Raw genomic sequence first — 15,153 nt, 5'->3', positions numbered from 1 at the left:
AAAAGTGCCTACGTAATTAAACGATTTAAACAAATGATTTAAGCCCACTCTAAAAACTCAAGGCGATTGCCAAAAGGATCATTTATATAGAAACGTCTTACACCTTCATCTGTCCTTGCTTCGTCATCGACAATATGAATTTGGTTATGAATGAGATGATCACGTAACTGATCCAATTGTTGTACATGAAATGCCGGATGAGCTTTTGTGGCGGGAATAAAGTCTTTTTGTACCCCAATATGCACTTGGTGTCTGCCACACTCGAACCATACACCACCCCGTTTTTTCAGAATTTCAGGTTTGGGAATCTCCGTCCAGCCCAGTACTTTATTGAAAAAATGACGTGCTTCCGCTTCACAACCTTCTGGTGCTGCAAGCTGAATATGATCAAGACCAATAATATTGTAAGTCATTCATACACCGCCTTTTGTTTCACTTAATGAAACTTAGTTTCATTATTCATACTTTTTATTTTATAGAATATACTAATGAAAATCCAGTATTCTTTTCAATGTACACAAAAAAGCCAACCTTTAGTATCAAGGTAGGCCCTTTCGAACTCTGGAAAATAATATTTCCGTGTTTATACGAAACATATACGATACATATACTTACTCTGTGTTATGTTTACGGTTTGAGCGTATCTTTTTCAACCATATACGTTCTTTATCCGTCAAATCAGCCGTTTCCAACATCTCCGGTCTGCGCTCGAGCGTACGAAGCAACGACTGTTCTCTACGCCACGCCTCAATGTTCAGATGATGTCCCGACAACAGCATATCCGGTACTTTCATGCCCCTAAACTCGGGTGGACGTGTGTAGTGTGGGTATTCGAGTAGTCCAGTGCTGAATGAATCGGTTACTGCGCTTGTCTCATTGCCAAGCACACCAGGTATAAGACGTACGATACTGTCGATCGCAACCATAGCAGGTAACTCCCCACCCGTGAGTACGTAATCACCAATGGATAGTTCATCCGTCACGAGAAATTCGCGAATTCGCTCATCGTAACCTTCATAATGTCCACATATAAAAATCAGATGATCTTCCTGTACAAGTTCTTCTGCTTTTTTCTGTGTAAACGTCTCACCTTGCGGACACATTAAAATGATACGTGGAGCTTTCATGGTTGCCGCGGCTTCTCCGCGTTGCTCCAGTACATCTTCAACAGCAGCAAAGATCGGATCTGGTTTCAGCACCATGCCTCCACCCCCACCGTAAGGAGCATCATCGACCGTATTGTGCTTATTGGTCGCATAATTACGGAAGTTGGTTGCACCGAGGGACACCAGCCCCTTCGTTTGGGCTTTACCCAGAATGCTTGCTCCGAATACACCGTCAAACATCTCCGGGAATAGTGTTAATACATCCACTTTCATGTTACAGCAGCCCTTCCATCAGGTGAATCTTCACTTGCTGCTGTTCGATGTCCACATCAAGTACTACATCATCAATAACGGGAATCAGCACTTCTTTACCTGCTGGCGTTTTGACAACCCATACATCATTGGCACCCGGAGTCAAAATTTCAGAGATGGTTCCAAGCGTTTCACCCTCTTCGGTGATAACCGAACACCCAACGATTTGATGGAAGTAGTATTCACCTTCCTCCAATTCAGCCAGATTCTCTTTCAACACTTTGGCCATGCCGCCCTTAAACTTCTCTACTTCATTAATATTGCCATACTCTTTCAGACGAAGAATGTACATATTTTTATGCAAACGTGCAGATTCCACGTTAACCATGACTGGATGATTATCTGGTGTAAAGAAAAACAACTCTGCATTTTTCGCGAAACGCACTTCTGGGAAATCGGTTATAGGCATGATTCTCACCTCACCGCGAATTCCATGCGTATTAACGATTTTACCTACATTCATAAACTCTGCCATAAATCCTCCTAAAATCCATTCATATGGTACTCATATTTGATGATCTCCATGCGACCGTTCCGGTTACGGATCGTTCTTCGGATCGCTGTTATCCCCTAATTTTTTTAATTATTTTTAAAGGTGAAAATCCGGTGATAAAGGCGAGCGCTGACGCTTCTTCAGAATCGATTCCGTACCCTTCACTACTTCCGCAAATAATCATACTTAACGAGCTATTTCAATCATATTATTTAAGTTTCAGCATGCACGAAAAGGGGCTAGGACATGCATCCTAACCCCCTTTCGTATATCTTTAAGATATGATATCAACGGTAACCCGTTTATCCATCTTAACTGCTGCTGATGTGACGACCGTACGAAGTGATTTCGCGATTCGTCCCTGTTTACCAATTACCTTCCCGACATCGTCAGGATGAACGGTTAACTCATAAACGACAAGCCGGTCTTTCTCAACCGTCCGAACCGTCACATCTTCCGGATGATCGACTAAAGCCTTAGCAATTATGCTTACTAATTCTTCCATAGATGACCCTCCGAATCAGCACTTTATTTAGATAATTTAGACTCGTGGAACTTCTTCATCACGCCCGCTTTGCTAAGCAAGTTGCGGACAGTGTCAGATGCTTGTGCACCGTTTTGAAGCCATGCCAATGCTTTATCTTCATCGATCTTAACAACAGCCGGTTGTTCAACCGGGTTGTAGTAACCGATCTCCTCGATAAAACGACCGTCACGTGGGGAACGGGAATCCGATACCACTACGCGGTAGAAAGGAGCTTTGTGAGCACCCATACGTTTCAGACGAATACGAACTGCCATTTGAAAATTCACCTCCTTCAATGAAATCTGTATATGATCCAGCTTCGCTTAAATCAACGGAAAGGAAACTTCATTCCTTTACCCATACCTTTAAGCTGCTTCATCGCTTTATTTTTGCCGCCTTTAGGTCCCATCATATCCGAGAACTGTTTCATCATGCGGCGCATCTCATCAAATTGCTTGATCAGACGATTTACTTCAGCCAGAGATGTTCCGCTTCCGGTAGCAATACGCTTCCGACGGCTATGGTTGATCATGTCCGGGTTACGTTTCTCTTCGGTCGTCATTGAGTAAACGATCGCTTCGATCCGGCCCATCTGTTTATCATCAACCTTCAGATCCTTGGCTTGTTTCATCTTGCCCATGCCGGGGATCATATCCATGATCTGATCGATTGGTCCCAGCTTTTTCACTTGATCCATCTGCTCCAGGAAATCTTCAAACGTGAATTCTGCATTACGCATCTTCCGTTCCATTTCCTTGGCTTTATCGGTATCAATGTTTAATTGTGCTTTCTCAATCAGAGATAACATATCACCCATACCCAGGATCCGTGAAGCCATACGTTCCGGGTGGAACGGCTCCAACGCGTCAAGTTTCTCTCCAAGGGAAGCAAACTTGATTGGACAACCCGTAACTGCTTTGACGGAAAGCGCAGCACCACCACGAGTATCTCCATCCAGCTTGGTCAGGACAACCCCGGTCAGATTAAGCTGCTGGTTAAAGTGTTCTGCTACGTTAACCGCATCCTGACCTGTCATGCTGTCTACAACAAGTAGTACTTCATCCGGATTCACTACGCTGTGAATCTGGCGAAGTTCTTCCATCAGTTCTTCATCAACATGCAGACGTCCAGCTGTATCGATAATAACATAGTCATTACCATTATCTTTGGCATGTTGTAGACCTTGACGTGCGATCTCAACAGGGCTTGTCTGATCTCCCAGTGTGAATACCGGCGCTTTGATCTGCTCTCCAAGTACTTGCAACTGTTTGATCGCTGCCGGACGATAAATATCGCCTGCAACAAGCAATGGTCTGCTGTTTTGCTTTTGCAGCATTTTAGCCAGTTTACCCGATGTGGTTGTTTTACCAGCACCCTGCAAACCAACCATCATCAGCACCGTAGGCGGTTTGTTCGCTTTAGCCAATTTCGCTTGGCTTCCACCCATCAAATCCGTTAGTTCCTTGTTAACGATGTCGATGATGACCATTCCTGGCGTGAAGCTCTCCATCACTTCTTTGCCAACAGCCTTCTCTTTCACCTTGGCGATGAATTCCTTGACCACTTTGAAGTTTACATCCGCTTCGAGCAATGCCAGACGTACCTCGCGCATAGCCTCGGCTACATCTTCATCAGACACCTTGCCTTTGCCGCGCAGCTTGCTGAACACATTCTGTAATCGGGTCGTTAATCCTTCAAATGCCATGATCCCACCTCCTTAAGCTTTAATACTGTTTTCAAGACCGATACGTTCCGCTCTGCCAATTTTCATTCACTAAGCTGAGCAACGATATCGTGTATTTGTTTGTTGTTATCAATGGAGACGCCTGCGCGTTCCAATGCATTTTGCAAATCTTCAAGATTGCGATTACGCCGTTCATGCTTTTCCAGCAAGCCCAGCTTGCTTTCGTAATTTTCCAGCACTTGTTCGGCACGCTTGATATGCTCGTATACCGCCTGGCGGCTGATCTCAAACTCGGCTGCAATTTCACCAAGTGAGAAATCGTCATGAAAGTAATACTTTAGAAAAGTCTGCTGTTTCTCGGTAAGTAACAATTCATAAAAAGCAAACAGCAAGTTAATCCGGTTTGTCTTCTCAAGCCGATTTTCTTGACTCACATCGGGGCACTCCCTTCGTCAAGGAAAAACACTTTACACTCTTGCAACGTTCCTAATAATACCTAAAACAAATCAGGTTGTCAAGCAAAAATACTTGTCACAATAAAAACAGCTCTGATGATATGTTATTTCGATGTTTAACGGGTGGTTTATACCCTTTTTTACAACCAGCAAATCCTGTCTGTATCTCTGCGATCCACCTCTATGTAGAAGAAAAAACGAATGCGTCTCAGTCCGTTGAGATGCATCCGTTTATGGCGTTCTAACGAAGTGGTGTCAGGTACAGCAGTACCATAAAGAAATGAAGAATACTGCCTGCTAACACAAAGAGATGCCAAATCGCATGGTGGTACGGAAATCCACGCCATACATAAAAGAGCGTACCCAGTGTATACATCAGGCCTCCAGCAACCAGCAGCACAATACCGCCTGTAGGAATGGCAGCCATAAGCGGTTGCCAGGCAATAACGATCAGCCAGCCCATCGCAATATAAAAAATCGTGGACATGAATAGAAACTTTTTCGTAAAAAATGCCTTAAAGATCACGCCGAATAATGCGATACCCCAGATTATACCAAACAGGGTCCATCCAAGTGTACCGCGAACAGCAATAAACAAAAGCGGAGTGTACGATCCCGCAATAAACAAATAAATGGAAGAATGGTCGAAAATCTCAAATAAATCTTTCACTTTTCCATCTTTCCATGCATGCACGAGTGTAGAACTTGTATAGAGCAGCAGCATGGTGATTCCGTAGATCGTGAAACTGACCACATGCCAAGCCGTGCCTTTCATACTTGAAAATACAATCAATATCACCAGTGCAGCTACACTGAGTGCAGCGCCGATTCCATGTGTCACCGCATTGGCGACTTCTTCACGGCGAGAATAGGTATACGTATTGGCCATTTTCAACCGTCCTTTCTAACCCTTTAACATTGCCTTCTTTATTCCTCCATTATACACGTATTGCCAGTGACATTACACGTGACACTTATCACGTATATCACTGGCAATACGGTTAACATTATATTAATTCATTCTATTATTAATGATTCTAGGAATTAGCTTCCTCTTCTTCAGCACTTTCCGCTGGCTGTTCCTGGATCAATCCGGCGAACAAAGCATGCACAAATTGCTCCGAATCAAACGGCTGCAGATCATCAATTTTTTCACCCAGTCCTACGAGCTTCACAGGCAAGTCCAGCTCCTGACGGATCGCAACAACGATCCCCCCTTTGGCTGTTCCATCCAGTTTCGTCAGTACGAGGCCAGTTACACCGCTTTTCTCACCGAAAAGTTTGGCTTGGTTCAAAGCATTTTGACCTGTTGTTGCATCCAGTACCATCAGTACTTCATGCGGAGCATCCGGAATTTCACGCTGAATGACACGATAGATCTTGTTAAGCTCGTCCATCAGGTTAGATTTGTTTTGCAGACGACCTGCTGTATCACAGAGCAGAACATCCGCACCCCGTTGTTTCGCTGCCTGTACCGCATCATACATAACCGCTGCTGGATCAGAACCAGATTGCTGTTTGATCACATCAACACCGGCACGTTGCCCCCATACTTCCAGCTGTTCAATGGCTCCGGCACGGAACGTATCTCCAGCTGCCATGATGACTTTTTTACCTTGTTGTTTAAATCGATGTGCCAGCTTGCCAATCGTTGTTGTTTTACCCACACCGTTAACACCAACGAACAAAATGACGGTAATGCCATCCGGATTCATTTTCAATTCATTGTTCTGTTCACCGCGAAGAAGATCCGTCAGTTTCTCGGACAATACAGGCTGCAGCTCAGCCGCATCCTCAATTTTGCGTTTTTTCACCTCAACGCGCAGGTCTTCGATCAGATTCATGACTGTATTCACGCCAACGTCTGCTCCGATCAAAATCTCTTCCAGTTCTTCATAGAACTCTTCATCGATTTTTTTGCGGCGGATTACGAGATCCGACACTTTTTCCACTAACCCTTTACGTGTCTTTTCCAATCCATCCTTGAACTGTTTGGTGACCGACTCCGTTTTGCTTGCAATGCTGTCTCTCAGCTTTTTAAAAAAACTCATAAAGCCCCTCCATCGTGTACATAATCTAAGCGCTTTTGCAAAAATGCTCAATCTGAATGATTTTCAATGATTACAATGAGTTCATTTGTCTCGCAGGTTTGGATCAGATCAGGCAATTACTGCTTCCTCATCTTCCAATTTAACCGAAACGAGCTTGGATACTCCGCCCTCTTCCATTGTAACACCGTACAGCACATCAGCCTCTTCCATCGTACCTTTACGATGGGTAACAACGATAAACTGTGTCTGTTCGGAGAATTCACGCAAGTACTGAGCAAAACGTACCACGTTAGCTTCGTCCAGTGCTGCCTCTACTTCATCCAGCACGCAGAATGGTACCGGTTTGACATGCAGAATAGCAAATAACAAAGCCATCGCCGTCAAAGCCCGCTCCCCACCGGATAACAGTTGCAGGTTTTGCAGTTTCTTGCCTGGTGGCTGAGCCACAATATCTATTCCCGTTTCAAGCAAGCGCTCCGGGTCCATGAGAACAAGGTCAGCACGTCCCCCGCCAAACAGCTTGGTAAACACGGTACCGAACTCACGGCGGATGGCATCAAACGTAATCTTGAATCGCTTCGCCATCTCGTCTTCCATTTCCCGAATAACCTGATACAACGTCGTTTTAGCTTCCACCAGGTCATTCTTCTGTTCACTCAGGAACTCGTATCGCTCATTGACTCGCTGGAACTCCTCAATCGCTCCTAGGTTAACATCACCCAGGGCGGATATACTGCGCTTCAGCTTCTGTACCTCTGCCTGTGTATGCTCCACATCTTCCGGCACAGGATAACGCTCTTTGGCCAGTTCATAGCCCAGTTCGTATTCATCCGTCAGTTTCCGCAGTATATTTTCCAGCTCAACATCCAGCCGGTTCACGGAAATTTCCGTCTGTCGCATCTGCTCTTCCACAGCTTTTAACTGCGTGCGCTGTTCCTTCGTTTCGCTCTCTGCAAGCTCAAGCTTTTTAGACAACTCACTTCGTGCAGCACGTTTGAAGTCCAGCTCTTGGGAAGCTTCCGCTTTTTTCAGCTTGTACTGGTTCAGATCTTCAATCTGCTTGACACTCTCGGTCTGTGTTTTCTTGAGATCTGCTTCCATCGAAGCCAGCAACGTGCGATTCTGACGAAGATCTTTCACCAACGACTCCACTTCTCGCTCAAGACGTCGCAATTGTTCCCCATTGGAGAATCGCTCCTGATCGAGCTTGCCTTCGCGCACTTTCAATTCGGTGAGTTGGCTCTGCAATTCTTCCTTCGCGGATTCATTGGCTTTCCGAGCAAACTCAGCTGCATGAATGGCACGATGAGTCGCTTTTTCTTCCTCTTCAAGCTGCTCCAGCTTCTTCACAGCGACGATGCGAGCCGTATCCAGCTCTTTGATCTCTTCGGTAAAGCCGCTCTTCTCCTGCCCGGCAACGGCAACCTGTTCAAGCACATGGCGAAGCTCATGCTCTACCTGCTTCATTTCCATCGAAGCCTGCTGTTCTGCATTTCGGGTATCATCACCGGACTGACGAAGTTCATCCAGTTTGTCCTGACACTGCTCCAATTGAACTTTTACATCATCCACACTGCGATGCAGTTTCACGATCTGATTTTCGGTATCCAAAATATCCTGGTCGAGCTGGTCCAGCTGCCGTTTCCGACTGAGCAGACTCACATTTTTCTTGTGCTGGCTACCACCCGTCATGGAACCACCCGCATTGACGACGTCACCTTCAAGGGTCACAACCCGGAATCGATACTGGCAGCGAGCCGCAATTTTATTGGCGACCTCCAACGTTTCGGCAATAATAACATTACCGAGCAAGCTGCCAATGATTGAAGCATATTTGGATTCGAATTGTACAAGATCAGCACCGATCCCCACAAAACCCTCCATACCTTCGATCATGGAACGTTCAGCCGCTCCAATGGCACGAGGACGAATGACATCCAAAGGCAGGAACGTTGCACGCCCCAACTGGCGTTGCTTCAGAAAAGCAATTGCCTGTCTGGAAACTGATTCATTTTCCATGACTACATGCTGCAAGGATGCTCCCATTGCTGTTTCTACCGCAAGTTCGATCTTCTCGGGAACTTTGACAAGTTCAGCTACAGCTCCATGAACACCGCTCAGCGTACCTTTACGTGAAGCCTTGAGGACTTCCTTGACACCCAGCATGAATCCGTCAAAATCATCCTGCATCTCTTTCATCGTATCGCGGCGGGAAACTTGAGCTTCACGCTTCTGTTCCCATTTACGGACCGTACCCCGACTTTCTTCGAGCAGCTTCTGCAGCGACTGGAGTCGTTCACTTTCCGTAATATATCCACCACGTAGATCACTGATTTCTTTGCCCAAACGAACAACTTTTTTCTCAATGTCCGCTTTACGACTTTCCAGTGTCTCTTTTTGATCTTCCCATTTGCCCGATTCCTCAGCAGCGCGATTCATTCTGCGCTCCAGCGTTTCTTTCTGCTGATCCACATAACGAATTTCATTGCGTGTCTGAGCCATCTGATTCATCAGTTCCAGCAAGTTGCCTTTGAGACTTTCCTCTTGCTGTTGACTAATGCCGCCTGTAACACCGATGAGTTTGGCTTCTTCCTGAGACAACTGATTTTTCACATCATTCAGTTCATGCTCAAGTTTGCCAAACTTCTCACGCAGTGCAAGCAGCTCGGTTTCCCGTTCGCGATGTCTTTCTTCACTGGCAGCAAGCGTTACTTTAAGCTGCTCCTGATTTGTTTGCAGATGGTGGGAGCGCTCCTTGAGCAATTCTCCAAGCCCTTCACTTTTCTCTGTCGCTTCACTGAATTGTAATAAAGCGGCTTGCAGTTGCTCTGTCTCTGTTTCCAGGATACGCAGCGCATTCCGATCATTTTCCAGCTTGGCATCATGCGTAGAGACAATCGCCGCCAGTCCAACCTCTTCCTGTTTTAGCGATTGCAGGCGCTCGTTCGCCTTACTCCAGGACGCATGAATCTGTTCGATCTGGTACACATACATGGAAATTTCCTGCGATTTGAGCTGAGAACGAAGTTCCTTATAATGGATCGCTTTCTCCGATTGTTCCTTCAGCGGACCAATCTGATCTTCCAGTTCGGTTACCAGATCATGAATACGCAGCAAATTCTGCTCTGTCTCATCCAGTTTGCGCGTCGCATCCCGCTTGCGGGATTTATATTTAACGATACCTGAAGCTTCTTCAAAGATACCTCTGCGATCCTCTGAACGGGTACTCAGAATCTCTTCGATCCGCCCCTGTCCAATAATCGAGTAGGCTTCCTTACCGATGCCGGTATCCATAAACAACTCCGTGATATCCTTCAAACGACAAGATTGTTTGTTGATAAAATATTCACTATCTCCGCTGCGATGTACACGACGAGTCACTGTCACCTCACCGAAATCCAATGCAAGTGCGTGATCCTCGTTATCAAGCGTTAGCGACACCTCACCGAAATTAACGGCCTTCCGTGCGTCACTGCCTGCAAAGATGATATCTTCCATCTTGCCACCACGCAGCGACTTGGCACTTTGTTCACCCAGAACCCAGCGAATTCCGTCCGATATATTACTCTTTCCACTTCCGTTCGGACCTACAACAGCCGTAATGCCACGAACGAACTCCATCTCCGTTTTGTCGGCGAATGACTTGAATCCACCCAATTCAATCCGTTTTAAAAACATAGGGTTTCTCGTCACCTCCTCTTGCAAATTTCAAGTATTGCATTCCAGCGCCTAAATAAATTGAACCATTGCTATTACACATGACTACTTCGATTGCAGTACCATCCTCCGATCGCCCTTATCCCCAGATTTTCTTGATTCCCTTATCCAAGGAAAAAATCCGTTGATAAATGCGGAGCAGATGCTTCCGATGTAGCTTTCTTTCAGAAAGCTTTTAGCTTCGCTTCTTCAGATTGGTTCTGCACTCTTCGTTTTGTGTAAAATAAGGTTCACTTATTTAGTTAACGATCAGGCTAACTCCCCCTGAACCTGTTTACAAAAAAAAGAGCAAAAAGCAGTCCGGCCGATTACTTCCGCCGGGGCGGACCCGCGGGCTGCTCTTTGCTCTTCGTTTGTCTATGCGCTATCGGTTAAGCTCCGGCTTCCGGAAGCTTCAGTCGATCAAGTGCTGCAGATGCAGCCTGTTGTTCCGCTTCCTTTTTGGAACGTCCTGTACCTCTGCCAAGCCTTTCTTGACCCATATGGACCTCCGAGACAAACTCACGTTCATGGGCAGGTCCCCGTTCCTCAACGATACGGTATTCCAAAGCTCCCATATTGTGATGCTGAGTAAGTTCCTGCAGTTCCGTTTTGTAATCACTCATTTGCAGCTTGCTGCCCAATACGATTAATGGGAAGACATGCTGGTCGAGAAATGTCCGAACAGGCGCAAGCCCCTGATCCAGATATAATGCACCAATGAAAGATTCAAACACATCTGCCAGCAGAGCCGGCCGTGTCCGTCCTCCAGTTAGTTCCTCACCTTTACCAAGAAGTACATACTGCCCAAAACCCAACGCTTCAGCAAATTTGACGAGGGAAGGCTCACAGACAATGGATGCCCGCAGCTTAGTTAATTCACCTTCCGGACGGTTAGGATACAAATGATACAAGTACTCCGATACAGTCAGTTCCAGCACGGCATCGCCCAGAAATTCCAGACGCTCGTTGTCCTGATGCTGACTGAACCGGTGTTCGTTTACATAAGAAGCATGGGTAAACGCTTGTTTTAAAAGCTGCCTGTTGTCAAATTTGATTTGAAGTTTATGTTGTAACTGCTTCAGATCTTCACTCAAACGAACTAGCCCCTTATGCTTCAAATTTTTTGAGAATAATGGTGGCATTGTGACCGCCGAATCCAAATGAATTGGACATGGCAATATTAACTTTGGTTTGACGTGGAACATTTGGTACATAATCCAGATCACATTCCGGGTCCTGATTTTCCAGGTTAATCGTTGGAGCCAGTGTCTGATGTGTCAGTGACAATCCGCAGATAACCGCTTCTACACCACCAGCAGCGCCAAGCATGTGGCCCGTCATGGATTTAGTGGAACTCACGGCGAGCTTGTACGCATGATCACCAAACGCCTTTTTGATCGCAAGTGTTTCAGATCTGTCGCCTACAGGCGTCGAAGTTCCGTGTGCATTAATGTAGTCCACTTCTTCAGGCTCAATACCCGCATTACGAAGTGCCATCTTCATGCAACGTGCTGCTCCGTCCGGATCTGGTTCTGTCATATGATGTGCATCGCCTGTCAGACCGTAACCGATCACTTCACCATAAATGCGTGCACCACGTTTTTGAGCATGCTCCAGGGATTCCAGAATCATAACACCAGCGCCTTCGCCCATAACAAAACCATCACGTTCTGTATCAAAAGGACGGCTTGACTTCGCAGGATCATCATTACGTGTAGACATTGCGCGCATCGCACAGAACCCTGCAAGACCCGTTGGTCTGATTGTTGCTTCCGCACCACCACAGATCATGGCATCTGCATCACCATTGGCAATCAGCTTGAAGGAATCTCCGATGGAGTGTGTACCTGTTGCACAAGCAGTAACAACGTTAATGTTAGGACCTTTGGCGCCAAGGGAAATGGACATTTGGCCTGAAGCCATGTTGGAGATCATCATGGGAATAAAGAATGGGCTTACCCGTTTTGGACCTTTTTGCAACAATGCATTATGTTGGTCCTCCCACGTACCCAATCCACCAATACCTGATCCGATGGATACACCGAAACGCTCTGCATCAATATTCTCGTTAATTTTCAAACCACTGTCTTCAACGGCTTTGAAGCCGGCTGCCACAGCGAACTGTACAAAACGATCCATTTTGCGAGCATCCTTGCGATCCATATATTCTTCCGGGTTGAAATCCTTGATCTCGGCTGCAATCTGTGTCGTGTATTCACTAACATCAAACGCCTCAATCTGAGAAATTCCGGACTTTCCTGCCATTAAACTGCCCCAGAACGTTTCCAAATCTTTTCCGAGCGATGTCATTACGCCCATTCCGGTAATTACTACTCTTTGTTTCAAACCGAGTCACCTCTATATCGACTGCATTACGCAAGTATTTTGTGGGAATATCCGCAAACAGACATCTACTCAACCAAGATAGGCCTGTTTGAGTATAGCTGCTTGCGGAATGAGAAAAACCAATGAATGATGAGAAGTCCCGCCTGTTCGAAAACATGTGCGGGACTAAAAATGACTTTAGGTATGAGATTGTATGTAGTTTACAACTTCACCTACGGTCGTGATTTTTTCTGCATCTTCATCAGAGATTTCCAAATCAAATTCATCTTCCAATTCCATGACCAATTCCACTACATCCAAAGAATCAGCACCCAAATCTTCTTTGAAAGATGCTTCAAGTGTAACTTCAGCTTCGTCTGCGCCCAAGCGGTCGACGACGATGCGTTTTACACGCTCCAATACATCGGACATCCGGTTCACCTCCTTCTTTGGTATTATACGAGAATCGCAGGCAAAATGCCATAGAAGACATATGCGGCTCCCGGCCGGGGAACCCGGCCTTTTTCCGGCATTTCGGATCGTCCAGCGCCTGTTCCCCGACTATTGTTCAAGTCCGGGAAGAATTACATGTACATGCCACCATCAACATGCAGTGTCTGCCCTGTCATATAAGATGAAGCCTGTGAAGCCAGGAACGTGACTACACCGGCGATTTCATCCGGCTGACCCAAACGGGACAACGGAATACCACTTAGCATACCGTCCACCAGCTCCTGGGACAACTCTTTTGTCATATCTGTCTCAATGAAACCTGGTGCAACACAGTTAACTGTGATTCCACGAGAAGCCAGTTCACGAGCAGATGCCTTTGTCAGGCCAATGACTCCTGCTTTGGCAGCAACATAGTTCGCTTGTCCAGCATTACCGAGCACACCTACAACCGAGGAGATATTGATAATTCTTCCCGACCGTTGTTTCATCATTGGACGTGTAACCGCCTTAAGGCAGTTAAACACACCTTTGAGATTGGTTTCAATAACCTGATCGAATTCTTCCTCTTTCATACGCATGATCAGATTATCACGGGTAATTCCAGCATTGTTCACCAGAATATCAACGTTGCCCCATGCTTCGAGTGTAGCTTTGACCATTTGTTCAGCTTCATCCATCAGGCCAACATTGGCTTGAAGTGTAATCGCCTTGACTCCTTTGGCACGAATCTCTTCCGCCACTTCCTCAGCTGCCGCTTGGCTACCCGCATAATTCACGGCTACGTTCGCTCCAGCTTCTGCAAGTGCCAGTGCAATACTGCGCCCGATGCCCCGGGATGCCCCGGTAACGAGTGCATTTTTACCTTCTAATGGTTTAGACATAATCATTCCTCCTTTCCCCAAATCTATATCAGTTCAACCAAAGAATGTTTACACTTGCCACTCCGATGACAGAATAACCTTCCGATCGCTGTTATCCCCAGATTTTTTGATTCCCTTTTCTAAAGGGAAAATCCGGTGATAAAGGCGAACACTCCGCTTCTTCAGGTTTTTTCTGTCCTCTCCGTTCTCGTGTAAAAAGTTTAGTTTAACTCATATAATTCCTTCTAATTCACTTGCCGTTGCTTCGAGCGTTTCAAGACTGTTCACATTGTACAGTTTTACGGTTTTATCTGTTTTTTTAATCAAACCGGTCAATACACTGCCAGATCCAATCTCGATGAACGTATCCACGCCTTGCTCAATAAGCCATGTCACACTGTCTTCCCATAATACAGGAGAATAGACCTGAGCTGTCAACAAATCCTGAACCTGTCCATCCTCTGCAGGTCTTGCAGTCACATTAGCAACTACAGGGACCGCTGCCGGTGAGAACGTAACGGTTTTCAGTTTCTCTGCCAGCTTCTCAGCTGCACCCTTCATCAATGAAGAGTGGAACGGACCGCTTACTTCCAATGCAATGGCGCGTTTACCGCCTGCTTCTTTCACTCGTTCCGCGACAGCAGCTACGCCTTCCTTCACACCAGAAATGACGATTTGTCCCGGACAATTAATGTTGGCAAGTTCAACCGCATGACCACTTTCAGATACGTCACGGCAAAGCACCCCCAGCGCTTCCCGATCCGCACCCAACACAGCAGCCATCGCTCCTTGTCCACCCGGTACTGCCTGTTCCATATACTGACCACGTGCCCGCACAGTGCTCACTGCGTCAGCAAACGAAAGAACGCCCGCTGCCACCAGTGCACTGTATTCTCCCAGACTGTGTCCAGCCGTATAGTCAGGCTGAATTCCTTTTTCTTTGAAAGCTTCAAGCAAGGCAATACTTGCTGTCAACAGAGCCGGTTGTGTATTTGATGTCTGTTTCAACTCGGTCTCCGGTCCTTCAAATACAAGGTTGCTCAGCGAGAAACCCAATGTTTCATCTGCTGTGCGAAAAATTTCGGTTGCCGCAGGCACGGACTCATACGCGTCCTTGGCCATGCCTACAGCCTGTGATCCCTGTCCGGGAAATACAAATGCTATTTTACCCATCTCATTCATCTCCCAG

The 15,153-nt window shown here is 46.3% G+C and carries 15 protein-coding genes; all 15 read right to left on the bottom strand.

Translation table 11 applies throughout. The features are described 5' to 3' along the window. Nucleotides 1–38: 38 nt before the first annotated feature. On the bottom strand, nucleotides 39–413 hold the full coding sequence (locus tag MKY44_RS09560) for a VOC family protein (protein WP_341006896.1): 375 nt from the start codon (nucleotides 411–413) through the stop codon (nucleotides 39–41). Between the two features lie 198 nt (nucleotides 414–611). Then, nucleotides 612–1,379, bottom strand: coding sequence for a tRNA (guanosine(37)-N1)-methyltransferase TrmD (gene trmD, locus MKY44_RS09555; protein WP_036609453.1), 768 nt, complete (start codon nucleotides 1,377–1,379; stop codon nucleotides 612–614). 1 nt (nucleotide 1,380) lies between these two features. Continuing rightward, nucleotides 1,381–1,893, bottom strand: coding sequence for a ribosome maturation factor RimM (gene rimM / locus MKY44_RS09550; protein ID WP_036609454.1), 513 nt, complete (start codon nucleotides 1,891–1,893; stop codon nucleotides 1,381–1,383). Nucleotides 1,894–2,185: 292 nt separating this feature from the next. After that, complete coding sequence (locus MKY44_RS09545; RefSeq protein WP_017689218.1) at nucleotides 2,186–2,416, bottom strand: KH domain-containing protein; 231 nt, start codon at nucleotides 2,414–2,416, stop codon at nucleotides 2,186–2,188. A gap of 23 nt (nucleotides 2,417–2,439) precedes the next feature. Then, nucleotides 2,440–2,712 carry a 30S ribosomal protein S16 gene (rpsP, locus tag MKY44_RS09540; protein ID WP_017689219.1) on the bottom strand — a complete coding sequence of 91 codons (273 nt, stop codon included), beginning with the start codon at nucleotides 2,710–2,712 and terminating at the stop codon, nucleotides 2,440–2,442. Nucleotides 2,713–2,765: 53 nt separating this feature from the next. After that, a complete protein-coding gene (ffh, locus tag MKY44_RS09535) occupies nucleotides 2,766–4,142 on the bottom strand; it encodes a signal recognition particle protein (protein ID WP_062833767.1) in 1,377 nt (458 codons plus the stop codon). Nucleotides 4,143–4,204: 62 nt separating this feature from the next. Further along, on the bottom strand, nucleotides 4,205–4,555 hold the full coding sequence (ylxM, locus tag MKY44_RS09530) for a YlxM family DNA-binding protein (RefSeq protein WP_017689221.1): 351 nt from the start codon (nucleotides 4,553–4,555) through the stop codon (nucleotides 4,205–4,207). Between the two features lie 262 nt (nucleotides 4,556–4,817). Then, nucleotides 4,818–5,465 carry a PAQR family membrane homeostasis protein TrhA gene (trhA, locus tag MKY44_RS09525; protein ID WP_017689222.1) on the bottom strand — a complete coding sequence of 216 codons (648 nt, stop codon included), beginning with the start codon at nucleotides 5,463–5,465 and terminating at the stop codon, nucleotides 4,818–4,820. Between the two features lie 148 nt (nucleotides 5,466–5,613). Continuing rightward, nucleotides 5,614–6,627, bottom strand: a complete 1,014-nt coding sequence (ftsY, locus tag MKY44_RS09520; protein ID WP_091031943.1) for a signal recognition particle-docking protein FtsY — start codon at nucleotides 6,625–6,627, stop codon at nucleotides 5,614–5,616. 108 nt (nucleotides 6,628–6,735) lie between these two features. Then, the gene (gene smc / locus MKY44_RS09515; RefSeq protein ID WP_341006895.1) at nucleotides 6,736–10,305 is read right to left on the bottom strand and encodes a chromosome segregation protein SMC; all 3,570 of its coding nucleotides are present in this window, start codon (nucleotides 10,303–10,305) and stop codon (nucleotides 6,736–6,738) included. Between the two features lie 410 nt (nucleotides 10,306–10,715). Continuing rightward, complete coding sequence (rnc, locus tag MKY44_RS09510; protein WP_036670338.1) at nucleotides 10,716–11,420, bottom strand: ribonuclease III; 705 nt, start codon at nucleotides 11,418–11,420, stop codon at nucleotides 10,716–10,718. Between the two features lie 13 nt (nucleotides 11,421–11,433). Next, nucleotides 11,434–12,672, bottom strand: coding sequence for a beta-ketoacyl-ACP synthase II (gene fabF, locus MKY44_RS09505; RefSeq protein WP_036609459.1), 1,239 nt, complete (start codon nucleotides 12,670–12,672; stop codon nucleotides 11,434–11,436). A 177-nt stretch (nucleotides 12,673–12,849) separates the two neighbouring features. Next, a complete protein-coding gene (acpP, locus tag MKY44_RS09500) occupies nucleotides 12,850–13,083 on the bottom strand; it encodes an acyl carrier protein (RefSeq protein ID WP_024630176.1) in 234 nt (77 codons plus the stop codon). Nucleotides 13,084–13,235: 152 nt separating this feature from the next. After that, nucleotides 13,236–13,985, bottom strand: coding sequence for a 3-oxoacyl-[acyl-carrier-protein] reductase (gene fabG, locus MKY44_RS09495; protein ID WP_341006894.1), 750 nt, complete (start codon nucleotides 13,983–13,985; stop codon nucleotides 13,236–13,238). A 210-nt stretch (nucleotides 13,986–14,195) separates the two neighbouring features. Then, nucleotides 14,196–15,137, bottom strand: a complete 942-nt coding sequence (gene fabD, locus MKY44_RS09490; protein ID WP_076249833.1) for an ACP S-malonyltransferase — start codon at nucleotides 15,135–15,137, stop codon at nucleotides 14,196–14,198. Between the last annotated feature and the right edge of the window lie 16 nt (nucleotides 15,138–15,153).

The organism is Paenibacillus sp. FSL R7-0026, assembly GCF_038004485.1.
Taxonomy (GTDB): Bacteria; Bacillota; Bacilli; order Paenibacillales; family Paenibacillaceae; genus Paenibacillus; species Paenibacillus xylanexedens_A.
The sequence above is the reverse complement of the archived record's forward strand: the minus strand, read 5'-3'. Positions and strand labels throughout refer to the sequence as shown.